The sequence below is a fragment of the Planococcus donghaensis MPA1U2 genome (assembly GCF_000189395.1).
Lineage (GTDB): Bacteria > Bacillota > Bacilli > Bacillales_A > Planococcaceae > Planococcus > Planococcus donghaensis_B.
The window spans coordinates 22,317-48,897 of sequence record NZ_AEPB01000057.1 but is presented as its reverse complement, the minus strand read 5'-3'; the positions used below and the strand labels follow the sequence as shown (position 1 = coordinate 48,897).

At 40.2% G+C, this 26,581-nt stretch carries 23 protein-coding genes; 17 read left to right on the top strand and 6 right to left on the bottom strand.

Going from position 1 to position 26,581, the window contains the following annotated elements; all coding sequences use genetic code 11:
• Window positions 1-344 precede the first annotated feature (344 nt).
• From GPDM_RS14825 to GPDM_RS14760, 13 genes are all read left to right on the top strand, one after another.
• Window positions 345-713: a methyl-accepting chemotaxis domain-containing protein gene (locus GPDM_RS14825; protein WP_008432632.1), complete on the top strand. Its 369-nt coding sequence runs from the start codon at window positions 345-347 to the stop codon at window positions 711-713.
• 194 nt (window positions 714-907) lie between these two features.
• Complete coding sequence (locus tag GPDM_RS14820) at window positions 908-1,372, top strand: hypothetical protein (RefSeq protein WP_008432631.1); 465 nt, start codon at window positions 908-910, stop codon at window positions 1,370-1,372.
• Window positions 1,373-1,385: 13 nt separating this feature from the next.
• Window positions 1,386-2,012 (top strand): DUF5677 domain-containing protein, encoded by a 627-nt coding sequence (locus GPDM_RS14815; protein ID WP_008432630.1) that lies wholly within the window; start codon window positions 1,386-1,388, stop codon window positions 2,010-2,012.
• 417 nt (window positions 2,013-2,429) lie between these two features.
• Window positions 2,430-2,669, top strand: a complete 240-nt coding sequence (locus GPDM_RS14805; protein WP_008432627.1) for a hypothetical protein — start codon at window positions 2,430-2,432, stop codon at window positions 2,667-2,669.
• A gap of 82 nt (window positions 2,670-2,751) precedes the next feature.
• Window positions 2,752-2,967: a hypothetical protein gene (locus GPDM_RS14800; RefSeq protein WP_008432626.1), complete on the top strand. Its 216-nt coding sequence runs from the start codon at window positions 2,752-2,754 to the stop codon at window positions 2,965-2,967.
• Window positions 2,968-3,343: 376 nt separating this feature from the next.
• Window positions 3,344-5,614: an ATP-binding cassette domain-containing protein gene (locus GPDM_RS14795; RefSeq protein WP_008432624.1), complete on the top strand. Its 2,271-nt coding sequence runs from the start codon at window positions 3,344-3,346 to the stop codon at window positions 5,612-5,614.
• A 327-nt stretch (window positions 5,615-5,941) separates the two neighbouring features.
• On the top strand, window positions 5,942-7,249 hold the full coding sequence (locus GPDM_RS14790; RefSeq protein ID WP_008432623.1) for a PQQ-dependent sugar dehydrogenase: 1,308 nt from the start codon (window positions 5,942-5,944) through the stop codon (window positions 7,247-7,249).
• 345 nt (window positions 7,250-7,594) lie between these two features.
• Complete coding sequence (locus GPDM_RS14785) at window positions 7,595-7,921, top strand: hypothetical protein (protein WP_008432622.1); 327 nt, start codon at window positions 7,595-7,597, stop codon at window positions 7,919-7,921.
• A gap of 380 nt (window positions 7,922-8,301) precedes the next feature.
• Complete coding sequence (locus GPDM_RS14780) at window positions 8,302-12,045, top strand: AAA domain-containing protein (RefSeq protein ID WP_008432620.1); 3,744 nt, start codon at window positions 8,302-8,304, stop codon at window positions 12,043-12,045.
• 94 nt (window positions 12,046-12,139) lie between these two features.
• The gene (locus tag GPDM_RS14775) at window positions 12,140-12,931 is read left to right on the top strand and encodes a hypothetical protein (RefSeq protein ID WP_008432618.1); all 792 of its coding nucleotides are present in this window, start codon (window positions 12,140-12,142) and stop codon (window positions 12,929-12,931) included.
• Window positions 12,932-12,996: 65 nt separating this feature from the next.
• On the top strand, window positions 12,997-13,590 hold the full coding sequence (locus GPDM_RS14770) for a hypothetical protein (protein ID WP_008432616.1): 594 nt from the start codon (window positions 12,997-12,999) through the stop codon (window positions 13,588-13,590).
• Between the two features lie 70 nt (window positions 13,591-13,660).
• Entirely contained in the window at window positions 13,661-14,122 is a 462-nt protein-coding gene (locus GPDM_RS14765) for a hypothetical protein (protein ID WP_008432615.1), read from the top strand.
• 280 nt (window positions 14,123-14,402) lie between these two features.
• Window positions 14,403-15,641, top strand: a complete 1,239-nt coding sequence (locus GPDM_RS14760) for a DUF1572 family protein (protein ID WP_008432613.1) — start codon at window positions 14,403-14,405, stop codon at window positions 15,639-15,641.
• 236 nt (window positions 15,642-15,877) lie between these two features.
• Here GPDM_RS14760 and GPDM_RS14755 read toward each other — a convergent pair whose 3' ends face one another.
• The 4 genes from GPDM_RS14755 to GPDM_RS14740 all read right to left on the bottom strand — a co-directional run bounded on the left by GPDM_RS14755 (window position 15,878) and on the right by GPDM_RS14740 (window position 19,750).
• Window positions 15,878-16,942 (bottom strand): TRAP transporter substrate-binding protein, encoded by a 1,065-nt coding sequence (locus GPDM_RS14755; protein ID WP_008432611.1) that lies wholly within the window; start codon window positions 16,940-16,942, stop codon window positions 15,878-15,880.
• A gap of 105 nt (window positions 16,943-17,047) precedes the next feature.
• The gene (locus tag GPDM_RS14750) at window positions 17,048-18,322 is read right to left on the bottom strand and encodes a TRAP transporter large permease (RefSeq protein WP_008432609.1); all 1,275 of its coding nucleotides are present in this window, start codon (window positions 18,320-18,322) and stop codon (window positions 17,048-17,050) included.
• A gap of 41 nt (window positions 18,323-18,363) precedes the next feature.
• Window positions 18,364-18,867, bottom strand: coding sequence for a TRAP transporter small permease (locus tag GPDM_RS14745; protein WP_008432607.1), 504 nt, complete (start codon window positions 18,865-18,867; stop codon window positions 18,364-18,366).
• A gap of 145 nt (window positions 18,868-19,012) precedes the next feature.
• Window positions 19,013-19,750 carry a maleate cis-trans isomerase family protein gene (locus tag GPDM_RS14740; protein ID WP_008432605.1) on the bottom strand — a complete coding sequence of 246 codons (738 nt, stop codon included), beginning with the start codon at window positions 19,748-19,750 and terminating at the stop codon, window positions 19,013-19,015.
• Between the two features lie 275 nt (window positions 19,751-20,025).
• On the opposite strand from GPDM_RS14740, the gene GPDM_RS14735 reads away from it, so the two are divergent.
• Entirely contained in the window at window positions 20,026-20,205 is a 180-nt protein-coding gene (locus GPDM_RS14735; RefSeq protein WP_008432603.1) for a hypothetical protein, read from the top strand.
• 89 nt (window positions 20,206-20,294) lie between these two features.
• Here GPDM_RS14735 and GPDM_RS14730 read toward each other — a convergent pair whose 3' ends face one another.
• Window positions 20,295-21,752 carry an amidase family protein gene (locus GPDM_RS14730; RefSeq protein ID WP_008432602.1) on the bottom strand — a complete coding sequence of 486 codons (1,458 nt, stop codon included), beginning with the start codon at window positions 21,750-21,752 and terminating at the stop codon, window positions 20,295-20,297.
• 154 nt (window positions 21,753-21,906) lie between these two features.
• Between GPDM_RS14730 and GPDM_RS14725 the strand changes: the two genes are divergently transcribed.
• From GPDM_RS14725 to GPDM_RS14715, 3 genes are all read left to right on the top strand, one after another.
• Window positions 21,907-22,749: an aldo/keto reductase gene (locus GPDM_RS14725; RefSeq protein WP_008432601.1), complete on the top strand. Its 843-nt coding sequence runs from the start codon at window positions 21,907-21,909 to the stop codon at window positions 22,747-22,749.
• Window positions 22,750-22,910: 161 nt separating this feature from the next.
• Window positions 22,911-23,585: a metallophosphoesterase family protein gene (locus tag GPDM_RS14720; RefSeq protein ID WP_008432599.1), complete on the top strand. Its 675-nt coding sequence runs from the start codon at window positions 22,911-22,913 to the stop codon at window positions 23,583-23,585.
• 348 nt (window positions 23,586-23,933) lie between these two features.
• A complete protein-coding gene (locus tag GPDM_RS14715) occupies window positions 23,934-25,319 on the top strand; it encodes an LVIVD repeat-containing protein (protein WP_407918608.1) in 1,386 nt (461 codons plus the stop codon).
• Between the two features lie 81 nt (window positions 25,320-25,400).
• Here GPDM_RS14715 and GPDM_RS14710 read toward each other — a convergent pair whose 3' ends face one another.
• The gene (locus GPDM_RS14710) at window positions 25,401-26,447 is read right to left on the bottom strand and encodes an aromatic acid exporter family protein (RefSeq protein WP_008432595.1); all 1,047 of its coding nucleotides are present in this window, start codon (window positions 26,445-26,447) and stop codon (window positions 25,401-25,403) included.
• Window positions 26,448-26,581: the final 134 nt, after the last annotated feature.

Here is a 26,581-nt window from a genome sequence, read left to right as displayed (position 1 = left end):
AACGTTTGTGTAAACAGGACCCAAACAGGGAACTCTTATATCAATTGGGTTTATCACCTGACTTGATCAGAAAAGGAGCAGTTCGCTATGGCAGAAAAAAGAGATGAAATCATCTTGAGAGGGTTGCAGGAAAATAATTTGAAGAATGTCAATTTTGTCTTATGAACTGCACCTACATTGTGAAGTCACGCCCCTGTGTATGAAACAATTCTAAAATATTCTGACAATACACGACAACTTATATGCTATACATTGCTATACCTGTAGTATCAACATTGCGGGTGTGGTTTTTCTCCTTTATTCATTCGTATGAATTGTGTGGGAATTGTACGGATCACAGGGGAGTGTTTGAAGGAAAAGCGGAAAAGAAAGTAGAACAATTAAGGGATTTGGTTGAAGACTTTGCTTCTGAGTTAGATGAACTTGCTAATTTTATAAATAACAGGGAAGAATCTATTATGTGGAATAAGTTTGAACAAATTGATATAGGAGAAGATGTTGATTCTGCCTTAGAAGATGCTTCAGAATATGTAAGGAATTATAAATATGATAAATTCCGAGATATAGAAGATATAGGGCATGAACTAGTCCAATCTTTTGATGACATAGAGCAGTGCATTAATGATATTGAAACAGTTATTGATGAGATAAAGGATGCTATGATAAATAAATCTGTCTATCAAAATATAGATCAAATCAAGAATTATAAATAGGATTTTTTAAGAAAATCATTGAAAAAATAATTGTTAACTTCATTACAAAGTAGCGATACCCACTAAGTAGGCAAATGCATTAGCCGCTTGGTGGGCTTTTTTTGTTGTGGTGCAAATGTTTTAAATTGAGACAAGTCTTTCTATTGATATGGTAAAATTATCAAAAAGACCAGTTTTTATAAAGGGGAATAATAATGAATGAAACTATCAAACTTACACCAGGTGATATACAAAATATTAAAGCTGATATAGATGAAGCAACTAAACTAATTAAATATTATGCTGTCCAATATAAAGGGCAAGAGCACTATGACCATCTAGGTGCCAGTTGTGTTATGTCAGCAACCAATACAGTCGATACAGTCATTGGCTCAGCTCAATATTTAGATGGTGCGTTTCTTATGTCGGATGAAATTCATGTTGAAAGGCTAGTTGACTGGTTTATAAAGAATAGAGAATTTGAGTGTGATAGAGCCATTCTTACCTTTTACTTTGCAAATTATATTAAGCGAAAGATCAATGCTTTATATCGTTCTATCAATAAAGATGAGTTTGCTACAACTCTAACTATTATGGGGAATAAAGAAGCGACTAAAGAATTTAAAAAGCAATGCCGGGAACGTAAGAAGTTAGGTGTTAAAATCATCCGCAGTAGCTAAGGAGTGAGCATTGATGAGTAAGGATCTCTACATGAAAAAGCTTGATAAATTAATTAACAAATTTATTTTTAGATCACGTGATTTCGTGGATTATGCAGCACACCTTTACGGATACAATGAGATGTTGATGACAGGAGAAACAAACTCAAAGTTTACCTATGATCATGAGTACTTTAATTTTACAAAGAGCACTAAAACCTTAATTAGTATTAGAGAATTATTGAAGATGGGACATAATGAAGATGCACTAATATTAATAAGATCTATGTTTGAAAATTATCTGAGCAGCAGATACCTTAACGAAAATGAAGAATTTATTGACCAGTTGATAACCTTTCCTTTAAATTTGTTCTTTGCTGAATATAATGTTCGAGAGGAAGGAGAGATATTTAATCGAGAAGGGGAAAAAGTGGGGGAGCTAATAAATCCAAGTGGATTTAAAACAGGTAAAGATAAACAGTATTATTATACGTTTTATGGTTTCCTATCTCCTTTTGCTCATAGCAATTTTGGCATAGCAAATTATTATTTAGACGAACATTTTCGTTTTACAGTTGAAAAGGTAAATTATCCGATACTTGTTCGCTTCTTTACACTTTTTGTATTCACTAAGATTTTCGAACATTATTGTAACCATTGAAGGTGAGGACTTTCTCAACAAGAGAACAGAAAAAGAATGTTATAAGTTGGTTAAAGAATCTATCAAGTTTCAGTATGGGTTAATTCCTGTTTTAATTTCTTTCTTTCAATCTAAATCAGATGATACTCAATTTAAACACTACAACAAAAGAATGAAAGAAATGTTGAAGGCCATGAGGAAATCCCTGAAGGAAGAGTTAGGAAGTGTAAATAAAGACTTTCTAAATATATAATAGATGTTTGTTCTATAAGTATTTCCCGATTAATGTGTACGTGAAGTGTAATGAATACTATATCTAGCAATATCTGCTGGTAATACATGGTGGTTGTAAGAAGATTTATAAGTTTTAAATTTTTGTTGACAAATTTAAAATCAAAAGGTTTAGATGAAATTAACATACTAGAAAGGAAGTTGTTTATGTCAAGACATCTTATATCAATAAAGGAAATTTCACCAGATGGTGAGAATGGATACTTCATTACTATTGAAGGATATGATGCAGAACAACAAAGGGATTTCTATGAAGTGATTAAAAGAGACAGTGAGGGGTTTTTAAGAGGAGATTGTCTTAATCCTAGAAAAAACCCAGTATCAGCAAGCTGCATAAGTCTGATTCGTACAAAAGTAAATGTAGCTATTAACCATTTCATAGAATAAAAACTGAAAAGGGGGTGTCTATAGGCACTCCTTTATTTGCATGTATATAATGGAGTAATATTTTTTTATGAGGTAATTTGTCGTGAGGATCAGCAGAATATTAAATGAAGAAAAAATTTGTGAAAATTTAGGTGTTGATGGACAGGATTACAAGTTAAAAGCTAGTGGTGAAAACTTACTTAACGGTTCAGCTTTTGCTAATGAGAAAGGTGTCAGACTTAGTAAAGTATTATTGAAAAGATGGGATGAAGACAAAAACATTGTAGAAATCGCGCCCCTGTGTAAGAAACAATTCTAAAAGATTCTGACAATACACGACAATTCATTTGCTATACAGTGCCACACCCGCTGCTTCAACATTGCGAGTGTGTTTTATTAATTTTATTCATCTCTATGAATTGTGTAGGAATTGTGCGGTACACAGGGAAGGTCCGGGGACAATTTAACCTGGATAGTGGAAGAAAAATCGCTTTCCTGTGTTAAAAAATTCTAAACGACCCTGACAATCCATACTCCATACATTGCCACACCCGCAGCAGCAATACTGCGGGTGTGGCTTTTCCGGTTTATTCATTTCCTCATCCAATAAACGCTTGTGTAAACGGGACCAAAACAGGGAACTCTTATATCAATAGGTTAATCACCTGACTTGATCAGAAAAGGAGCAGTTCGCTATGGCAGAAAAAAGAGATGAAATCATCCTGAGAGGGTTGCAGGAAAATAATTTGAAAAATGTCGATTTGAATATCCCGAAAGAAAAGATAAATGTGTTTACCGGTCTGTCGGGTTCAGGCAAAAGCTCGGTTGTCTTTGATACGTTAGCAACAGAAAGCAGAAGGCAAATGACGCTGAATTACCCGCTGTATATCCGGCACCAGATGCCGAGGTATGAACGGCCGCATGCCGACTTGATGCAGCATTTAAGTCCCGTGGTCGTTGTTGAACAGAAACCGGTAAGAGGAAATTCACGTTCGACGGTTGGCACGTATATGGATATCGATCCGTTGATCCGCTTGCTATTTTCGCGGATTGGCAGCCCGCCGATCGGCTCAGCCGCCGAGTTTTCAAGCGACAGTTCTTTCGGTAAATGTCCGGAGTGCAGTGGACTTGGCGAAATTATTGCGCCGGATGTCCACAAACTCATCGATCATTCGAAGTCGCTTCGCGAATCTGCGGTGAGATTCAGACCTCTCGCGCCGCCCGGCTGGCAAGGCAGATGGATGGTGGACGGTGGATTGTTTGATCCCGATCTTCCCATCAAGGATTACACGGAAGAAAAATACAATCTTCTGGTCTATGGTCCGCGGGAAGGCGAGCGGGCATTCAGTACTTATTATTACAAAGTAGGCAATCGGGATATCGAATGGGACGGCATTCTTCCCCGGTTTATCCGCCTGTACATTAACCGCGACCTCTCAAAACTGAAAGTAACGTCACAGGACGATGTGCTGGCGGTGACGGCGCGTACACCGTGTCCGACTTGCGAAGGTTCTGGGTTGAATCCAAAAGTGCTGGAAAGTAAAATCAACGGCTTGAATATCGCGCAATACGACCGGCTGGAAATGACGGATTTGCTGGGTGAACTGGAGAAAATAAACGATCCGGTTGGCACATCGATTGCGCAGCAGGTGCTACCGGGTGTCAAGCAGTTGGTGGATTTGGGACTTGGCTATTTGTGTTTGGCGAGAAAAGTGGGCACGTTGTCCGGAGGGGAAGCGCAGCGCGTGAAAATTGCGCGCCACTTGGGTAGTAGTCTGAACAATATCACGTATATATTCGACGAACCGAGTGCGGGGCTGCATCCAGAAGAAATCGAGAAGTTGACGCACATGCTGAAAAGTTTGAGAGACAATTACAACACTGTCGTCGTCATCGAGCACAATTTGGCCGTCATCCAAACAGCGGATGAAATTATCGAAATGGGTCCGGGTGCAGGTGTGACCGGCGGTCGAGTAGTTTATCAGGGCGCGCAGGAAGGTCTGCAGCAAGCATCCGCGATCACTGATTTAAACCATAAAGTCGCTATCAATAAAACCCCGCGACAGAGAGAAAATAGTTTTTCGATCAACAATGCATCTGCGAATAACTTGAAAAATGTAAGTGTGGAAATCCCGAAAAACGTGTTGGTGTCGGTATGCGGCGTTTCGGGTTCCGGGAAGAGTTCGTTAATGTTTGACGCATTTATAGAAAATTATCCCGAAACCATCGCGGTGCGGCAAAGTAGCATCGGAACATCAAGTCGTTCGACACTCGCGACCTATATGGGAATCATGGATGACATCCGTTCGATTCTTGCCAAAGAAACAGGGCAGCCTGTGGGCTTATTCAGCTTTAATTCAATAGGAGCTTGTCCTGTCTGTGAAGGCAAAGGCGTCACCACGCCGGACGTGGCATTCGCGGATCCCGTGACCGTTACTTGCGAAGCATGCAAAGGAACGCGCTATTCCGATGAGGCACTGTCGTATCGCCACTTAGGGAAAAATATTGTAGAGATTTTGGAACTGTCGATCGACGAAACCAATCACTATTTGAAGATGCCGAAAATCGTCAAAAAAGTGGACACCTTGAAAGATGTCGGCTTGGGCTACCTGACACTCGGCCAGACGACCAGTTCGTTGAGCGGCGGCGAAGTGCAGCGCCTCAAACTCGCCAGTCACCTGAAAAAAGAAGGGCAGATTTACTTGCTCGATGAACCCTCATTGGGGCTGCACACAAAAGACAATGCCCATCTATTAGCTGTATTCCAAGGACTCGTTGACAGAGGGAATTCGGTGATCCTCATCGAGCACAATCTGGACTTTATCGCGGCAAGCGACTGGGTCATCGAAATGGGTCCAGGTGGCGGTAAAAGAGGAGGAGAAATCTTATTTGAGGGAACCCCGGAAGCGATGCTCGAGTCGGATACGGTGACGGCGAAGTGGCTGAGAAAAGATGCAAAGAGATGAAAAGATTCTTCTGTGCGGGGCAACATAAAATCGCGCTCCTGTGCAGAAAACAATACACGCCAATTTGTTTACTATACATTGCTGCACCTTTTTGATTTTATTCCTCTCTAAAAATTTGTGAGAATTGTACGGAACACATCGAACACACACTGCAAATGATTCATTTATGCTAAAAATCGGTTTGATGGAGTAGGTTTAAGGGAAAGTGCATTTATAAGGGAGTTTTTAGTTAGGGTAGGCAACTCTTAATCAATTTCTGATGTTTGATTTCTGAGAACTGAATTTAATAGTTACTCAGTAAAAATTTTAAAAAGGGAGGAAGATATGATGACGAAAATTTCGTGGTCAAAATTAATGTTCTCTGCAATGCTGATGTCTGTAATGACTTTAGCAGCATGCGGTAATGATGATACTGCAGACGAAAAATCAACGGATGATTCGGATGCGGTAACAGAAGAAGGTGTTGACGAGGGCACTGAAGAAAGTGCTAATAAAAGCGCAGAAACTGAACCAAAAGTTACTGAGTTTGAACCCGCATTTCCAGAACAAACAAGAGCACCTGCAATAGAGACTGAAACAGAATTTGATACGGAAGTGGTTGTTGAAGGTCTTGGCGTGTCTTGGGGTATGGCAGAGTTTGAACCAAATCGCTTACTTGTGACGCAAAGAGATGCAGCAGAACTTCTTATTGTAAACCTTGAAGACGGCTCTGTTTCAGATCCGATTGAAGGTACACCCGAGGTAAATAACGAAGATCAAGGTGGGTTACTTGATGTAGCCGTTGCACCTGATTTCGACGACTCACAATTAGTCTTTATGACGTTTTCTCAAGACATTGAAGGTGGTACGGTAACGGCTGTTGGTAAAGGTGTTTTATCAGAAGATGAAGCCTCACTTGAAGATTTTGAAGTTATCTTCCAAGCGACACCAGCATATGAAGGTACTTTACACTATGGTGGACGTATCATCTTTGATGAAGAGGGCAACCTGTTCTTAACAACTGGTGAGCGTTCAGATGTCGAAAGCCGCGATCGGGCACAAGAATTGGATGCTTATTTAGGTAAAGTCATTCACATTACACAAGACGGAGAACCAGTAGAGTCGAATCCATTTGTTGAAGATGAAGATGCACTGGATGGTATTTACAGCTACGGTCATCGTAATATTCAAGGTATAGACTATAATCCTGAAACAGGAGATTTATGGATTGTTGAATTCGGTCCACAAGCTGGGGATGAACTGAATATTATTGAACCCGGTAATAACTATGGTTGGCCGATAGTTTCTTATGGTCTCGAATACTCTGGTGAATTTGTCAATGAAGGTATTTCAGAACATGAGGCACAAGGTTTTATTGAACCAAGATATTATTGGGATCCAACAAGTGCACCAAGCGGTATGGCATTCTATGATCACGACGCAATTCCTGAATGGGAAAACAATTTATTCGTTGGCGGTTTAGTGTCGAGTTATATTGCACGTATTGTTATTGAAGGAGACATGATTGTTGGAGAAGAACGTCTATTAACTGACGAAGGCGAACGTTTCCGCGATATTCTCGTAACTGAGGATGGCGCGCTTATTGCCATCACTGATGGCGGTAAGGTTTATAAGCTTTCTGCAGCAGGGGAATAAGTTATTATTCTCTACAAGTAGCTAACCTTATGACAATGTTATTAACTTAAGACGGTCGACAATATTAAAGAAGCAGGCAATCATGGACATCCATGGTTGCCTGCTTCTTTTTTGCCTGTACAGGTAATTAAATTATTAAAGTTTGCCTCTGTGTAAAAAACTATTCCGAACAATTTAGATTCTAGATATAAGGATGGGTTTTGACATGAAAAAAGTATGTGAGCTAGTTTGAACTAACTTTATAATAAAAACTAATTATTCAAACTTTTTTAAGCTTCCGACTGGTAATCGAACGTAAGTTCTGTTATATTAAGTGCATACCACTATGGAATGAGGTGTATTTCGATGGTGCTTGCGATTAAAGAAGTGAACGGATTTGAAAAAGGGAAGAAATATACGAGGGATCTTAAGCTTTTGTCGTGCTTTAAAAATGACGAATATCGTGTAGTCGCTTTAGGAGATAAAGATGGCAACGTTCTTTATTGGACGACCACAAAAAATTCACCTGAATATCAAAACTTCCGCATAAAAGCTATCTATACATTTAAAGTTAGCTATATTTCTACAGTATTTGACCCTTCTACTCCTAAGGTTGTTATTGCAGAATTGAATGACCTAACAACTGAAAATGGCATGTATGGTGTGGCAGAGCAATATAAATTAAATGCTTAATATATATAATTGTAAAAAGAACCTTGGCAGTCTCAAGGTTCTTTTTGTTTGGCTATATAGTCAGTTAGTGTTTTGTCTTTGAGAAAGAAACAATTTTAAATAGTTAATACGCTACAATTTACATCACATATATTGTTGCACCCGCTGTGTCTACATAGTAGGTGCAGCTTTTTCACATTATTCACCTGTACAAAGAGTGTGGGAATTGTTCCACTCCTATAGAAGTGATATCCATATAAAAATCGTTTTTACACTCTCGCTTCCAAATTAGAATTCAAATCAATTTACAATTCTATAAGAAAAGATGTGGTAAAATTATGAAATAATAATAACTATTAATCAGTAACGAGTTTACTTTTGAAGAATATAGAGGTGAAGATATGAAACAGGAATTGGTACATATGCGAGACAAATTGAATAATATCAGCAAACGAAACCGTTCGATCCGTTTGTTGAAGCTTTACGATAAATGGAGTTTTGATCTGACGCGTAGCTCTTCTGAAATCGCTGAAGGAATAGTGGAAGGCTTAAAAAGGAAGTCGACAAAGTCTTTCTCTTTACTAACAAAAGAGGAAGAAAAGGATACTGCGAATACGAGAAAACTGACTACGCTCTATAGAAATATAAAAGGCATTGAAGATGAGACCGGTGTTCATGATTTTTACTTGGGGACACCATTTGTTTCTGGTACTTTCTCAGATGGGACGTTCTTCCAAGCGCCTCTATTCCTTTACCCGGTCCGTTTGGAAAAGGGATCAATCAACCGGCAGACATTTGAGTTGAAAAAAGATGAGGGTGAGCCTATTCTCAACCGGACTTTATTTTTGGCGTTCAAGAAAATAGATCAATTGCGCTTTTCAGAAGAGTGGATGGATGAAGCGCAGGAAGTGGCATCAAAGGGGGATGCAGAAATCCAGGCTTTCCTGGAAAGGTTCCAATTAGCTGTTACACAAGTATCCGCCCGTTATGTGCCTTTAAAAGAATACAAGACGGATGAGATTCCACTTAAGAGCCAGTTGGAACTCACAAAGAATGCTATCATTGGCCATTTTCCACAGGGGAGTTCTTCGCTTGTTCGCGATTATGATCAATTGATTGATCTTAGCGAAACGAGCAATTTATCTTTAGTTGGTGATCTTCTAAATCCTGAAAATGCAACAATAATGGAAAGTGATTGGGATGCACAGAAGACCGAACCAGAAGACATCCGTGAATTTAATCGTCTGTATCTGTTAAACACTGACGGTTCCCAGGAAGAGATTTTGAAGGAAGCCCGCTACAAAAAAGGGTTGGCAGTTCATGGTCCGCCTGGAACAGGGAAATCGCAGGTGATTGTCAATCTGATTACAGATGCTCTTCATCAAAAGAAGAGAATTCTGGTAGTGTGCCAAAAAAGGGCTGCTCTGGATGTCGTTTACCAGCGGCTCCACAGCCTCGACTTAACCGGCTATACCGCTTTAGTGCACGATGAAAATCAAGATAGAAAAGCACTTTACGGAAAAATAAATGATACCCTCTCGTATTCTTTAAATTATGAACAAGGGTGGACGCAAAATTTGCGAACCACGTCTCAGAAACTTGAGCAGCAGGAAATGGAACTGAATAATATTGCTGTCGGGCTGCATTCGAAAAATGAAAATGGATTATCGCTTTATGATTTGTATAGTAGAACTAAAAGCACTGGAGATATTGAAGCTTTCATCGTAGTCGATTCAGCTGCGAATGAGTTGAATGCTGAAAACTTGGAAGATGTTTTGGCAACGGTTTATACGTATGCGGAATGGTATGAACGGTTCGGCAAAGATTCCTATCCCCTGAAAGACAGACTTTCCTTCGCCAAATTTGGTATGAAGGAAAAAACGGATTTTACACAAAAAATGGCTCAATTAATTATACAGATCAAAAAAGCGGAAGAGTGTTTAAATCTCTTGGATGCTGATGATATCACTCCCGGTTATACATGGGGAATCCAACAAGATCTTCTGAAAATCCAGCCAGATATCTCTGACGGAGAACCACGGACAATGCAAGGCTTGCGCTTATGGTATTGGACAAGTTTTACCGGCAAAAAAATTATTGAGGATTTAAATAAAGGTGCTAAGTTTTCAGGTGTTAAATCGCAAGAGTGGCCGAAGATTAAAAAGAGCTTATTACTGATGAATGATCTGGCGCAAATCACAAGTGAAATCAATAAAGAAATGGAAGTCTTAAAATATTTTCTTGAACCTTCGAAAGTAGAGAAGTATAAAGAGCTAGTTTCTGATGGCTCGTTACCCGTAAAGGAAATGGAACTGATTCAAGAATATCTTCATACCGATTTTGAAGATTTGCAGCATATGGATCAGTTTGGGCAGGAATGTAATCCAACTGAACAAAAGCTAATAAAGCTTTTGATAGAGAAAAAGAATCAAATTGGTTTTGATAATCTTTCAGAAAAATGGACAGAGACGTTACGCCAGTCGGTTTATCTTTACTGGATCGACAAAGCGGAGCGTAAGCATCCGGCTGTAAAAAAAGTATCGAACTCCGAATATAACCGGCTGCGCTCTAATTTTGAAGAATTGGTTGAAAAGAAAAAAGAACTTGCTCGCCAGTACTTGATCAATGAACTGAAGCTATCCTTGCAAGGAGCTCAGGATTCCTCACGGGATGTATTTAAAGATCTGAAGCACCAGACCGGTAAAAAGCGGCAAGTCTGGCCGTTGCGGAAACTGGTGAATCAATATGCGGATAAAGGATTAATGGACGTTGCACCGGTATGGCTTGCATCTCCAGAAATCGTTTCATCCATTTTTCCATTGACTGAAAATCTGTTTGATCTCGTCATCTTTGATGAGGCTTCACAATGTACCGTTGAAAACGGCTTGCCTTCAATTTATCGTGCGAAGCAAGTAATTGTGGCAGGTGATGAAATGCAGTTGCCGCCATCAAATATGTTCATGTCTACCATTGAAAATGATGAAGATGAAGAAGACTTTCTATCCAATGACTCACCAAGTTTATTAAATTTGGCTAAAAGAAGATTCGATGAAAAGACGCTTCAATGGCATTACCGTTCCAAATATGAGGAATTAATCAACTACTCGAATCATGCTTTCTATAACGGTGCAATTCAAATATCGCCAAATGTGCAACCTTATAAAGAGCCCCCAGCTATCCAATGGATCAAGGTAGAGAATGGCAGATGGATTGATCGAGCAAATGAAGTGGAAGCGATAAAGGTAGTAGAAGTTCTCAAGGAACTTTTGATTGCTAAACAAGAAAAGTCAGTCGGGATCATTACATTCAACAGCACTCAGCAGACGAAAATTCTGGACATGATTGAGAAAGTAGCAATTGAGGATATGGAGTTTGGATCTTTGTATGGAGAAGTGATGAGCAGGGGTCTGGATGAACGAGTTTTTGTAAAAAATATTGAGAATGTCCAAGGCGATGAGCGTGACATTATCCTCTTTTCAGTAGGATATGGCCAAAACGAAGAAGGGCGCGTATACAACCGATTTGGTTCCCTGAACCAGGAAGGCGGAGAAAACCGTCTGAATGTCGCTGTGACACGTGCAAAAGAAGAAACAATCGTCGTAAGCAGCATTGAACCAGAAGAACTGGAAGTGGCGAATTCGAAAAGTAATGGTCCACGCTTGTTTAAGGATTACTTGAAATACGCGAGAGCGGTTTCCAATGGTCAAATAGAAAGAGTTCAAGAAGTCATACAAGACGTCAATGAACTCGGTAACACAAGTGTCTCCACATCAGCATTGCAATTCGATTCACCTTTTGAAGAGCAAGTGTACGAGCAATTGCGAAACCTAGGATACGAAGTTCAAACACAAGTTGGCATGTCAGGTTACAGAATTGACTTAGCCGTCATCCATCCAAACGATCCTTCTCAATATATCGTAGGAATCGAATGCGACGGGGCAATGTACCACAGTTCCAAGAATGCAAAAGAACGCGATATCTACCGTCAAAAGTTCCTCGAAAGCCGGGGCTGGACCATCGAACGTATCTGGAGTCGCAATTGGTGGAAAAATCAGAGTGTGGAGATTGAGAGAATTGATCAGGTTATTAAGGCTTTAGTGAAGAAAGATGAGGTTAAAGAGGGTATGGCTGGGAGTTTGAAATAAGAGATAGGAATTATATATTGGGAAAGAATTATAAACGCTTTTAGCAACATGCTACAATTTATAATATATATAAAATAAGAAGGGTAGTACAAAAATGCAAGATGATGTGGAAAGCAATTTATTCAAGAGAGGCTACGAATTAGCTTGGGTCCGCAAATATAATGGTCCGGAATTGATTCTGCTAATTATGGCTACATTTTTTCCAATATTAATTTTGTGGGAAAATAGCTTAATTTATATTCTATACTTTGTTTCATTTGTTTCTATAGTATTAACTATAAAAGATCATAATGTTAAAACTAGTTATCAATGGAGTTTATATCATAAAATAGTATTGAGTTTGACGTTTTTAGTTCCACTAATTGGTTTAATATTTCTAAGTCTCATAATTTTTCAAATGGATATGAATAGTCCACTGTTATTATCAACTATACTAATTTTATTTGTTGCATATATCAGCGTGTTATTAATAGTGCTTTCTTTTGTGCTGAACCTTATATTTTATATATTTCTTAAATATCTCTTTCCTCATGATAATGGTATTAAAGGGGTAGTTACTAGTTATAAACTTCAGGAATTATCATCTTATATGAGCATACCAAACCAAGTAGTTTATCTAGTACTGCGTATTTTTTATTCGATAATATATATTACTTTTTTAATTATAGTATTTGGTTGGATAGCTAGAATTACAGAAAAAACTAGTGAAAATAACATAATAGCATCTATAGAAACGTGGTTAGTAGATTCTGGTTTGGTATCATTAGGAAATACCATCGGTGTCTTATCGATAATACTAACCTTATTAACTATTACATTGCCATTTAGTTATAGAATTATCAACGAAGCTGTCACTAATCTTGAAAGTGGTAAAGACAAAAATTAAGTTTATTGTTTCGCTTCCAGAAGAATTTTGGTGAATTAAAATGAAGTAACTTAAGGGGAATACAATTGAAAGTTCCGGATAAAGTAGTGAAGGCAGCGTTCGGTTTAGGAGCAAGTATGTTAGCGAATGAATTTATAAAAAGGTTAGGCAAAGAGACAACCGAAAGTATAGTTAAAGAAGGTGTGAAAAGCGCCAGTGACAAAGTAGCTGAAAAAACAAAAGATATATTTTCTTCTTCAGATGATTTTAAGTATAGATATGAGAATCTAAGAAAAGTAAGTTTATCTACAGAATCAAATATAAAAAATTTTCGAGATGCTATATTTGAAGCCAAGAATATACAAAATCACTACCAGTTTGATTTAAATAATATAAATATAAAGAACCCAACCAATCTTCCGAAATATAAATTAATTACAAGCAAGCATGAAAAATCGAAAGCTTTACTCGCTAATCTTCGAAATGAAGCAAATGATAGAATTTTGAAAGAAGCAACTGTAATTTATGAATCAAAAAATGAATCCGAGTTCTTTAATCCTTATCCAAAGATAAATACTCAACTCATTAATTGTGATTCAGAAAACGATTTCAATAAAATTTTATTGGATATTAATAAATATTATTTGAAGGACTTTCGACCTGAGGAAAATTCCATATAGTTTCGGCTTCAAAATAATTAGTTATTTAAAGTGAACGAAATTTAGTAAGTAAATCTAAAGGAGTGACACAATGGACGGATTAGTAAAACAAAAATTAGGCGAGATACTCGATGTGTTTGAGGGGCTTCCTCATTGTAAAGTGGAGCCGAGTACAGACGATCAACTTGTAATCACCAGTGATAAACCAGTCGTTTGGAGTGATTCACTCGAGAATCAGGATGCGGAATCCACGCATAAAATTGGAACGATTAAACCTCATAAACTTTCACTTGGTCTTTACATCGATTTTCCACACGGATACTTAGATGCTGACAAGTTAGAAAAAATTATAAACCCTGAAGGAACGTTAACGTATTATCCGCCTGGTACAAAGGCGCCTACTGTGAAAAGCTGGTGGCGTTTCCGCTCTGATGAGAAATTTGATAGTCTTCATCTAGTTTTAAGAAAAATAGAGTTAGCCTATTATAATTTTAAAAGGGAAGACTGGATTGAGTTAATGCGAGAAATTACTGAAGCTCATGAAGGAAAATGAAAACCGGCTACTTAGACAGAAGTAATTCTAATAGATGATGACAACACACAATAATATATAACTGATCCATTGCTACACCTGCTAAATCAACAGCGCAGGTGTAGCTTTTTTCATTCTATTCGTTTTCAAAAATTATGCTCGATCTAGAGAATAGGAAGGTAAGCTCCTGCGAAATTGGGTAAAGATGAATAGAGTGAATCGATTTACCTGAAATCTATAAGAGCGAATTAGAAAGCTTTTATGTGCGTTCCAGGACTATTTATGAAGTGAGGGAAAGCCCGTGGAATATATTTTTATTTCGGTTGCAGTAATACTGACTTTGCTGATTGCTGTCTTTATTTACTTTAGAAAGGAAAGGCAGGCCTTAGCGCAGATAGAAGAACCACATGCTGAAGAAACGACAGAAGAAAATGATACGATTGAACCAGAGCCAGAAGATGACGACAGCCATTTAAACCCGAAAGTATCGGAAGTAGATAAAGAGGAAATCGTCAAAAGCGGATATGACAAAATCGAGCTTCCCATGCATATGATTCCGATTATCACACAGACCCTAAAAGACGGGGCGGTAGTGCTCCACCAAAGCCGGACGTACCGCGTGGAGTTTAGCCCGGAAGTAGTGAAGGGTCTGAAAGATAAGAGCATGAAGTTGATTGGACGGGTAGACGGCAAAGGGTATGTGCCGGCAGTGAAAAAAGATGGCGTGAAAGGAATTTATGAACAAGCTGTTCTCGTGAAGCGTATAAATCCAGCGCTCTTAGCACACGCGAGTATGAACTTGTTAACGACGGTCGTTGGTCAGCAACAGCTCATGGAAATCCAAAGCTCTTTGAAAAGCATGGAACAAAAGCTCGAAGCTTTGATTCAGCACCGCGAGAATGATTTTGCAGGACGGATCGAGGCGCGCTTCGGTTATTTCAAAGAAGTCATTGAACGGTTCCGCCGAAACGGCATTACCCTTAATGGTGTGGAAGATGCAGAAATTGAAAGGTTTTATACGGCGACGTTGCAGGATTTAAACGTATTGATGAAAGACTTGAAGGGAATTGTTGCAAATATCGAAGGCTTGAAAGAACATGAAACGCTGCGAAAATGGGGAGAAGCCCCTGTAAAAAAAGAGTATGAGCAGCTCGTCGGGCAGTTTAATGCCAAGCAAGAGCTTGTGCTGCTCAATGTACAGTTTATTGAGGAATGCTACGAGCTGTATCTCCGGACCATCCGGAACTTTGAGGAAGCAGACGTCAAATCACAGGCGTTGGCGACGATTGTTGTAGAGAACCATTCAATCATTGAAGCGATCGAAGAAAAAGTAAAAAGCATCGAAGAAAACTATAGAGTGAAAATCAATTTTGGCATCAAGGCTTTGAAATACCGCAATTGGGAGAGCTTAAAGGAACTGGCGCCAAAGAAAATTAGCCAGCAACAATTAGGAGAAAAAGAGATTCCAACCGAATTGCTGGTCGAAGTGATGGAAGATGATAAAGCTTATGCATATGTACGCCCGAAAAACGAACAGTAAAAATTACACCAAAAAACACCCTTTGTTGAGCGGCAGGCATCTCCATGCTAGCGTTTCAATAAAGGGTGCTTTAATTGACTCAATATTTGACTGATTTTTTCTCTCAAAACGTCACAGACAAAATCCATCGGTTGACGTTCTGTAGATTAAACATAATTATCGGGACAGGGCAGAATGTTTACTTTTTTCAGCCAAGTAGGTTCTTCATCATCAATGAGTACGATGTGAGAAGTCGATTATTTGAGTTCTTCTTCTGCTGCTTGTATATCTTGTTCAATTATTTTTAAAATTTCCTCGGCTCCGTCTCCGCCAGTTTCAATATAAACATCGCGGATAGGGGCAACAAGTTCTTTAAACGATTCTCTTTGATCCTCAGTCAATTCAATAATCTCCAGATCCGATTTTTTGATTTCAGTCAGCGCTTTGTCTTCTTCTTCTTGTTGCATTGTGAACGACCAATCATTCACTTCTTGCATTATTTCATTGATCAATTTCTGGTCTTCTTCAGCCAATGAAGAGAACCACTCAGAATTCGCCACTGTAGCCGTGATGTAAATATGGTGTTTAGAGTCCATCAAATAATCTTGCACTTCATGGAAGTTACTGTTGTAAATAAAGAATAATGGATTTTCTTGGCCGTCGATTCCGCCTGTTTGCAGCATCGTATAGATTTCACCGGTATCTGTAGCTTGTGGATCTGCGCCCATTAACTTGTAAGATTCCATGATCATACTAGTTGGCATTCCACGCATCTTCAGCCCTTTCATGTCCGCTGGTTCTGTGATTTCTTTGTTTCCTGTCCAGTACATAGAACCTTCTGTCCAGAACTTGAATATTTCCAATCCTTTTTCCTCGTATTTGTCTGCAAGTGTGCCGTATAACGCTTCACTCTCATCCAGTACTTTTCTATTTACTTCCGGGTTATTTGAGAATAAGAATGGAATATTCATAATTTGTGTTTGTGGAATAACACTTCCTGTAAATCCTGGGGAAGTAATGGCCATATCAACCGCCCCCGTCTGGAGTTGAGTGAACATGTCATCATTTCCTCCAAGCGTCCCTGTGGTATAAATATCAACAGTAATTCGACCTTCTGTTTCTTCTTCGATTAATTCCTTGAATTTATTTGCATATAAATCTTGTACGTCCCCTTGACTTTCTTCGTGTGCAAAGCGAATGCCTATACTATCATCACTTGATTTAGCTTCAATGCCCTCAGTGTTATCGTTGCCGCATGCAAACAAGAAAATTGGCATCAGGATCAAAAGAATTAAAAGCATGGAATTTTTTTTACTAAACATATTGTTACCCCCTATTAGTTTTATTTGTTTCAAGTAAGCTCAACGGTAGTAAGTGAATCAGTTAGAGGAAACACCCCCCTTTATTTGGCGATAATGCCAAGAATTTTAAAGCACATAGCGGTAAGCGATTATAATGTCCGGGAAAAGGATTAATAGGACATTAATGATTAAAAAGATAATAATATAGGGGAATACCCCTTTTACAACTTCTGCATACGGTTTATTGAATACAGCACAAGCGGTGAATATGTTTACACCGAATGGCGGCGTGACAGTACCAAGTGTCGCTTGCATGGTGATTAAAATTCCAATTACGACTGGGTCGATGCCCATTTGAGAAGCAATCGGGAAAAAGATTGGTGTTAGAATGGCAATCGCCACCAGCGAATCGACAAACATACAAGAAACTAAAAAAAATAACGACATGATGATGATTACTTGAAGTTCACTTGGGTTATTTCCCAATACGGCTTCTGTCAAAGCTTGAGGAACTCTTAAGTACGATATGATCCAAGAAAACGATCCACCGGCAGCTAATAAAATAAACACGACACTGGTTATGACTCCGGTTGATGCTGCAATTGGCAGAAGCTGTTTGATCTTAACGGACCTGAAAATAAATACTTCCAAGATAATGGCGTAAAATACAGAGAATGCCGCTGCCTCGGTCGGACTGAACATTCCTGAATAGATTCCACCTAAGATAATGATAGGGAACCCAAACGTTAAAAGAGCTCTTCTAAATGAACTCCATCTTTGGCCCATCGTCGCTTTAGGTTCAACCGGAATTTTCTTCCGTATTGCGATAAAGTATTCGTATGCAGCAAAGCCGAAAAAAATTAGCACGCCAGGAATGACTCCGGCTATAAACAAGTCTCCTATGGAAGTACCGGTCAGCATTCCGTAGTAAATCATGACAATACTCGGTGGAATCAAAATAGCGATTCCGGCGGAGTTGACGATCAATCCCATGATATGTGAATCTTGGTATCCATACTCCAGTGCTCTTTTGCGCATCGGCGGTCCAATAGCTGCTATTGTTGCTTGGGAGGAACCCGAAACCGAACCGAATAAGGTGCTTGTAGCAGCAGTCACAATCCCCGTTCCACCTCGGATATGTCCGAACAAATCCTTAACGAAATCCAATAATCTATTTGCGGTGTTTCCCTTAACCATGATGTCCGCTGCAAAAATGAACATTGGTATCGCGAGTAATACATAAGATTGGACACTGCTAGCCAGTTGTTGAATAAAAATGACAAAATCGATATTTGGAGCAAGTGTCAGCATCATGACAAGGCCTGTTGTTAATAAAACAATCATGATTGGAAAATTCATAAATAGCATAACGAACAATAATACAATTATGAGCCATAGCAATGTATTTCCTCCTAGCTGTGTCTGGGTTTATGAGACGTTAATTATTTGGCGTCAATGTCATTTTCTTTTCTCGTATAGATGCCCATAATAAAGTCAACTAAATAACTAAGAAATGCAACGAAGAACCCGATAGGTATGACAGCCATAATAAGATAAACGGGGAACTGAAGCATCGTCGTCACTTCACCGATTTGATGCAAATGCAAAACGTACTCATAGGCGAGGTAAGTGAGAAAAAGCAAAACAATAGCTGATACCAGATCAATAAACAGTCGGAGAGCCCACTGTGCCTGTTTCGGCAATAAATCGTAAAATCCGGACATCTCGATATGCTGCTTTTTTCTTACCGCATAGCCGATCCCCAAGAATGTCATGGCGACCAGTGCGAGGGAACCAACTTCTTCTGAAAATCCCCAGCTTTTATTGAAAAGGTAGCGGCTGACCGCATTTCCGGCTAACAACACACTCATTACAAGCGTTATTAGTCCTAAAATGGCCAATTCGATGGAGGACCAGATTTTTTCAATTTTTTTGAATGTTTTCATCTTCTCTACACCCCCTGCGTTAGTTGGAAGTCTTTTATAATATGTGTAGCCTTATTGTGTTTCTTCGCTTATGATATCTTTTCTGATTATTTATAAAGTGCATAGAAAATTTCCTGAATTTTAACCATGACTTCTTTTATGCACTTTATAAACGGAATAAGCTTCCGAAACCTTTAACATCCTCATTGATTCCAGCTAACTTCATACTATGCCAGAAAGTCGCCTGGTTGGATGATACAACCGGCTTTCCTAAGTCAGCTTCCAGTGTCTCAATCAAGCGTACTGCCGATAAGCCGGTACATGAAATGAAAATAGCTTCGGCGTCGGCTGTGTCCACTTCCATCGCCATTGTGTAAATGGTATCTACAGTTGTGTTTGATATTTCATAATCACTTGTTATACCAAGTCCAGTCATGTTGGTGACCGAAAATCCGCTATCTTCTAAAAAGGTTCTGGCAAGTCTGTTTAAGGCGTCTTCATAAGGTGTCGCTACTGCGATTTTCTTAACATTGAAAGCATTTAATGCTGCTACAACTGCAGTAGTAGTTGTTGTGCAGGGGATGTTATTGGAAGCAACCCCCATTCTTTTTATCAGTTCTTTATCGTAGCCCACACCGTTTGCAAAACTGCCGCTTGTGCAACCGAAGGCAATGGAACCTACTGGAGCTTGCGCTAATAATTTCGCCGCTTTTACTGCATCTTCTCCAAGCGAGTGGACATCATCAACTGTGAAATGATCGGGATTTTCTGATAAAGCGACTCTCGTTGTAAGGGTAGTAACCCCATCAGGAGCCATATCAACATATTCAGCGTCCATTGACCAAGCGGAAGCAATGTAGATCAAGCCCAATTTTCCTCTCCAGCCATATGGCAAGTCTTTCATAATTTCACCTCTTGCTTCATTTTTTAGTGCACAGTTATGAAAGAACTATGTAAAGCTAGTCATCCTATGAAATTCATCCCCTTTCTTCCAATGAATATTTGAAACTTTTTAAATATTCTTTTTATTATACAATATTAGAATTCGAATTCTTCCAAAAAAGTGTATGAAGTTTTTATTGTTTTGTATTCATTTTGAACAATGAATTGTTCCGCTCCCAGAAAAGCGCAACATCTAAATCGCAGATTTTGACGGCGATTGTGGTAGAGAACCATTGAGTGAAGATCAATTTTGGCATTAAGGTTTTGAAGTATCATAATTTAAAGAACTTAAAAGAACAGGCGTTCAAGAACATCAACCAGCAACAACGAGCAGAACAAAAGCTTCCGTCCAAAGTACTATTCGAAGTTACGGACGATTACAAAGCTTATGCATATATGCCTCGAAATAACGGATAGTTGAAACGACACAGAAAAACCCTTTAGTGAGCGACTGCAATTTCCTGCAGTCGTTTCAGTAAAGGGTTTTTTAAATCGTGCAATTAAATTTAGTAAGATTCCAAGTCTGGTGCTTTTCGTTTCAAAGTCGCTTGTTCATACGAAAAAGCCAATTCAATCAACCGCGCTTCACTAAATGCCTGTGCGCTAAACGTAACACCAACGGGATGCCCGCTGCTCGCGTATCCAGCTGGAACAGTGATGGACGGATAGCCTGCTTTTGCGGGCATAGCGGCACCACGGTTGTTTTGGAATAACAGCGCATCGAGTTGGTGTTCTTGCGTAATGAGATCCAATCCTTCTGATGTAGAAGAGCGTAAATCAGTTTTACGGTGTTCTAAATAGGTCGAGTCGTTTGGATCGTCGCTTAAGATTTGTGATTTTTCCAGTTCAGCTTGCCCGAATTTCATGCGACGTTCAGGGTCTTGTTTATTAAACTCGATAACATCTACGAGTGACTTGACTGGTACTGCGTCAGGTGTAGTGCGCAAATAATCATTAACGGTGCGCTTGAATTCATACCACAAGACGTCTGACTGGAATGATGATTTAGGAATGGTCACTTCAACAACTGTGGCGCCGAGTGCTTTGATTTGCTCGATTGCCTCGTCCATAATGGCACGTTCTTCTGGGGCCTCGTTGTTTAAGAAATTTAGATCCACACCAATGCGTGCGCCGTCCAATCCGTCTTTTTTCAAGTGCGGTGTGTAATCAGTGAGTGCTTGGCCAGTGCTTTTTTGTGTTGCTGAATCCTGTTCGTCGACGCCGGTCATAGCGCCGAGCAAAATCGCGGCATCTGTCACAGTACGCGCCATCGGTCCTGCGGTATCCTGACTTTCGGCAATCGGGATGATGCGCGAGCGACTAATGAGACCAACTGTTGGCTTAATACCGACAATCGAATTAGCACTTGCTGGACTTAAAATCGAGCCGGATGTTTCTGTGCCGACACCCACAACAGCGAAGTTCGATGCAATTGCTGCGCCTGTCCCTGAACTCGAACCACCAACGTCTTCTGCTTTAAAGACACCAATGCCATATGGGTTCAGTACTTGTCCGCCGAGTGAACTGTAACCGCTCGGGCCGTCTTGCGACATGAAATACGCCCATTCGCTCAAGTTCACTTTGCCGAGAATAATCGCCCCAGCGTTTCGCAATTGCTTGGCAACAAATGCATCTTCTTTTGCAAAATTGTGTTCGAGTGCAATGGCGCCGGCTGTTGTCGGCATCGGGTCCGCGGTTTCGATATTGTCTTTTAGTAACACAGGAATACCGTAAAGAGGACCTTGATTATCCTGCCCGCGTTTTTCGTCCAGTTGTGCTGCAATTTTTAGCGCGTCCGGATTGATTGTTAAGATGGAATTGATTTTTGGGCCATTCTGGTCGAAAGCTTCGATCCGATCGAGATAAGCTTGAACCAATTCCACGGAAGTTAGTTTATTGTCATGAAAAGCTTGTTGAATGTCTTGGATTGTTGTTTCGGTTAGTTTGAATGTGCTTGTTTCCATATGTAAGCTCCTCGCTATAGTGATGTACTGTCTCTAATTGTACATCAATTCTTAATTTTACATAAAGTAAAGCGTCATGAATTGAGACCAAATCGTTTGAGTTTAGAGAGATGTAAGAGTAATCTGAAAATAAAAGCGGGAGGAGTGGAAGTAGATGGAAAAAGCAATTCCAAAAGTGACCTTAAACGATGGAACGACTTTGCCGGTTATTGGACTGGGTACATACGGACTGTGGGGCAATGCGGGAGCGAACGCAGTCAGCAGTGGAATCAATGCCGGCTACCGGTTGATTGATACAGCGTATAATTACGAAAACGAAGGAGCGGTAGGAGAAGGCATACGACGTAGCGGCATTTCTCGTGAAGAACTATGGGTGACATCTAAGCTGCCGGGACGTTATCACACATATGAAAAAGCCTTAGTGGCCATTCAAGAATCGCTGTACCGTTCCCAGCTGGATTATTTTGATCTTTACTTGATCCACTGGCCAATGCCCAATCAAGACACTTACGTAGAAGCTTGGCAAGCGTTGATTGATGCGCAAAAATGGGGACTTGTCCGGTCGATTGGCGTCAGCAATTTTTTACCAGAGCACTTAGAGCGGATTATTCATGAGACCGGGGTGACACCGAGTTTGAACCAAGTGGAATTGCATCCGTTCTTTAACCAAGCACACCAGCGCAAAGTACACGTAGATCATGGAATCCAAACACAGTCGTGGAGCCCGATTGCCAAGGCGAAAGATATTTTGATAAACGACGCTATTAAGACAATTGCCGAAGCTCATAACAAAACCATTGCTCAAGTCGTGCTGCGCTGGCAATATCAAATCGGCTCTGTCTCTATTCCACGCTCCACTTCGCCCGAGCGGCAGCGAGAAAACCTGTCCATTTTCGACTTTGAATTAAGTGAATCCGAGATGATTGCAATCTCAGAACTGTCTCGCTCAGATGGCCGATTGTTTGATATGGATCCGGCCACGCATGAAGAATTTTAGGAGATTGGGTTAAGAACAACTGCTCGATGATTTTGGAAATCTTGATGATAAAATCTAGGCTCATTCAATGGAATGAGTCTTTTTTAAACACAAAGAGCGATGCATTAACCAATCAACCAACTAGTTTCGCCTAAAAACTCAACAGCGAAGGGGTGAGTCTCGTGAAAAGACTACTAGCCATTAGCGATATTCATGGAGAACTCGAATTGTTTAATGAGTTATTAGAGAGGATAGAGTACGATGCCGCTGTAGATCAGCTAATTTTACTAGGGGATTATGTGGACCGAGGACCGGACTCAAAAGAAGTGTTGGAGCGCGTTATCGAATTGAAAAGGCAGGGAGCTATTATCTTGCGGGGAAATCACGACCAAATGATGCTAGAAGCCGCAGCGGAGAAACCTTGTGCGAAAGAAAATTGGGTGCGAAACGGAGGACTGGCTACATTGCATAGCTATGATCCTTCCATACAAAATACAACACTACCAGTGAACGGAATTTTTGGCGGGCACGTGGAGTTTATTAAGGAAATGGATTACTACCATGAAACGGATGATTATATTTTTGTGCATGCTGGGGTTCAACCGGGTGTCTCGCCTCACGAGACGGACCCGTATCTCTTACTATGGATTCGCCAAGAATTTCATACAGGGTATTCGGGCAATAAGACAGTAATCTTTGGCCATACACCAACGTTTGTACTTCGAGGGACAGAAAATTACGATGTTTATTTCGGTGACAATCAGATTATCGGAATTGATGGTGGCGCGGTTTACGGGGGACAGTTAAATTGTTTGGAACTGCCGAGTAAGAAGCTTTATAGTGTGAGGAAAAGCTAATATAGGGACAGCTCTACATAAAAAAGTCGCATTTTGATATGCGGCTTTTTTATGTAGAGGGAATTTTTTAATTCTACTAATTCGTTGTTAGTTACTTCAATTCAATAGGCTGTGCATCTGAAAGTGTTTCGTGAATTTTACCGTCCCTTGTGAAATGCAATGTATATGCCAACCAATGGACCAATACAAAATTGAATGGTAGTTCAGTAGTCCTTATAGAAACTGTATCATTTGATTTATTTTTATAAATATTCAAACTATTTCGTGTTCCGTAGTTGTTTTAATGATTTCCATTTAATAGAATAAAGTAGAAATAAGATTAATTTTTCAAAAGGAGGAAATATATTGGTGATTAAAAAGTCGTTTACCCATGTAATGCTTGCTTCTGTACTAGTACTATCAGCGGTACCTACCGCTTTTGCGCACGATGAACTCGATAGTTCAGGCGTATCAAAAGGAGAACATGAAGTATTTTCCAATGAAGAAATTGCAAATCTGAGTGATGCAAAGGTAGAAGGATCTAAGAATCTTTCGTTCCTGAAAGAAGCTGGCGCAGCACAGTTAAAAGAAATTGATGGGGTGCAGAACAACACAGCTGATGTCTTCGCTCATAAAGGCTATGCCTATGTGGGCACGCATACGGCCAATGGGGGCAATGGAGGTGTGCGAGTTTTTGATTTGAAAGATCCTGCCAATCCGGTGGAAGTTGCGGTCTTTGCAAACGACGACGTAGAAAATACATGGCAGGAAAAAGTCATTGTTAAAAGTATTAATACTCCTGACTTTAAAGGAGACCTGGCCGTCGTGAGTGTCCAACAGCTGAATCGTAATGCGAAAGATACGTCGGGCGGATTCCTGCTATATGATGTGACCGATCCGACTAATCCCAAAAAGCTAGGCTACTGGGAAACTTATGAAAACACGCGCGGTACCCATGAGCTTACTTTGACGATGCAAGGAAACAAAGCTCTTGTGCTGGCTTCTAATCCATACGCTGATTATTATAGCCACGGCGAACACAAAGACTTTACGATTGTCGATGTGTCCAATCCGGCAGAGCCGGAAACACTTTGGGAATTTGATCCGCGGATTCTGGACGAAGTACCAGCCGACTTTAATGGCTACCACTGGAACTCGCCGGATGGCAAAACTCGTCCTGTGTTCAATCACAGTGTCATCACCGACAATAATGCGCAATACGCTTATGTCTCCATGTGGGACCTCGGCACGATCATTTTTGATATTACAGACCCGGAAAATCCGGTCTATTTGAGTAGCACAGACTATGCATCCAATCAGCAGGGATCAGCCCATTCAGCGGCTTTAGCCAAAGGCGGCAATGTGCTGATTGAAACTCGGGAAGTTTCTTCGCCTGTGCGTCCTGGGTACGAGGAATCTTATGGCTATACGCGAATTTTTGATATCAAGGATAAAGCAAATCCCGTGTTATTGAGTGAGTTTAAAACGGACTTGACCGAAAAAGTTGAAGATGGCCCGACATTTGCCAATACAGTGCACGATCCGAAAGTACACGGCAACACGCTTTACTTAAGTCATTATGCAGGTGGAGTTTACGCAGTGGATATCACCGACCCGGCTAATCCGAAACAAATCGGCCAATACGCGCCTGACCAAGCAGATGTTTGGGGTGTGTTCGTGGACCGCAATTACGTGCTGGCTTCCGATATGGCGCAAGGTTTGAAAGTGCTTGTAAAAAATAACGCCAAACAGTAAATGATCAATAAAGCAGAAAAGATAAACAAGAAAGGAGCAGTGCCAGTTATTTCCCTGGCGCTGCTCCTATTTATTTTGCAATTATTTCTCTGTCTCTCGTGCAGCCTGCACACTCCCCGGATCAAAAAACTTATCCACTAAATCATAAATCGTGATCAGTTCGTAAAGAATCGTAAATTCGGGTGGGAATTCAGTAGGGCGTCTAGCATCGCTTGCTGTGATACCTTTGCTGTTGTCCCAAAAAAGATCGGTAATATTTTTTAATTGGCATTGATGCTTTTCGTGATCGTAGTCGATTGAGTGTTTCAAGTCGTTCGCAAGTTCAGTTACGGCGTGCATAACAACTTTTCGCTCGGCAGTGGTCCACGACAAATTGTGCAGCGGGATATAAAGCAAAGCATCTAAATGGAATTCTAAGTTATGTAAAAAGAGCAATTGCTTTTCTGCCATTTGAAGCTCGGCTTCTCGCTCGCGAACCCACGGATACAAACTGGATTCGTCGCGCTGAAAATGGATTAGTTTCTCGGTTTTTCGAATTTCAGTAATCAGTTCTTTTACGATCAACTGCTCTTTTTGACGGTTCGCGTCACTGTCAAAAAGGATGGTTTGAAATGTCTCTTCCAACATATTGCCTGCGCGTTCCCCAATGCGTTGAATGCTCTTCAAAATATTTTTTCGATAGTTGGGCGGAAACACGAGCATATTGACAGCGGTAGACACTAACAGTCCAATGGTCGTCGTCCCTAAGCGAATAAAGAAAGAGATCAAAATATGTTCATGAATCACTTCGACCATTGCGACAGATGTTAATGTGGCAACCAGTAAACCGGCATGCAAATTGAGTCGGTAACAAGCTAAAATCGTTGCTACTGCAGCGAGTGTATAGGTAATCGGGGAGTTCCCGAAAAGTGTGATAAAGAGGACAGCGAATGCAGAGCCAATCGCGGATGCTGGGAACCGAACGAGTCCCTTTTTAATCGAGTCGCTAACTGTAGGTTCGATCGTCACGATTGCGGTGATTACCGCAAATACAGGTGGCCAACCAAACCATTCACAAATGACGGCGGTTAAAAAGATAGCAATCCCAGTTTTGACAATTCGACTGCCATTAAAGTGAAAAGAACGCATTTTTTATCCATCAGCTCCTTTCTGTAATTTTTCTCCTATTGTTCAGTATATCACCCAAGTTCTTATGAACAGCAACACATTTTTTTGCTTCTCACGTGCAGCTACTTGTGAAACTAACTTTTGATGCAAAGATT

Coding starts and splice junctions, on each gene's coding strand:
- GPDM_RS14820 (WP_008432631.1), top strand. CDS start 908: ATGAATGAAACTATCAAACTTACACCAGGTGATATACAAAATATTAAA.
- GPDM_RS14815 (WP_008432630.1), top strand. CDS start 1,386: ATGAGTAAGGATCTCTACATGAAAAAGCTTGATAAATTAATTAACAAA.
- GPDM_RS14805 (WP_008432627.1), top strand. CDS start 2,430: ATGTCAAGACATCTTATATCAATAAAGGAAATTTCACCAGATGGTGAG.
- GPDM_RS14795 (WP_008432624.1), top strand. CDS start 3,344: ATGGCAGAAAAAAGAGATGAAATCATCCTGAGAGGGTTGCAGGAAAAT.
- GPDM_RS14790 (WP_008432623.1), top strand. CDS start 5,942: ATGACGAAAATTTCGTGGTCAAAATTAATGTTCTCTGCAATGCTGATG.
- GPDM_RS14785 (WP_008432622.1), top strand. CDS start 7,595: ATGGTGCTTGCGATTAAAGAAGTGAACGGATTTGAAAAAGGGAAGAAA.
- GPDM_RS14780 (WP_008432620.1), top strand. CDS start 8,302: ATGAAACAGGAATTGGTACATATGCGAGACAAATTGAATAATATCAGC.
- GPDM_RS14775 (WP_008432618.1), top strand. CDS start 12,140: ATGCAAGATGATGTGGAAAGCAATTTATTCAAGAGAGGCTACGAATTA.
- GPDM_RS14765 (WP_008432615.1), top strand. CDS start 13,661: ATGGACGGATTAGTAAAACAAAAATTAGGCGAGATACTCGATGTGTTT.
- GPDM_RS14755 (WP_008432611.1), bottom strand. CDS start 16,942: ATGTTTAGTAAAAAAAATTCCATGCTTTTAATTCTTTTGATCCTGATG.
- GPDM_RS14745 (WP_008432607.1), bottom strand. CDS start 18,867: ATGAAAACATTCAAAAAAATTGAAAAAATCTGGTCCTCCATCGAATTG.
- GPDM_RS14740 (WP_008432605.1), bottom strand. CDS start 19,750: ATGAAAGACTTGCCATATGGCTGGAGAGGAAAATTGGGCTTGATCTAC.
- GPDM_RS14730 (WP_008432602.1), bottom strand. CDS start 21,752: ATGGAAACAAGCACATTCAAACTAACCGAAACAACAATCCAAGACATT.
- GPDM_RS14725 (WP_008432601.1), top strand. CDS start 21,907: ATGGAAAAAGCAATTCCAAAAGTGACCTTAAACGATGGAACGACTTTG.
- GPDM_RS14710 (WP_008432595.1), bottom strand. CDS start 26,447: ATGCGTTCTTTTCACTTTAATGGCAGTCGAATTGTCAAAACTGGGATT.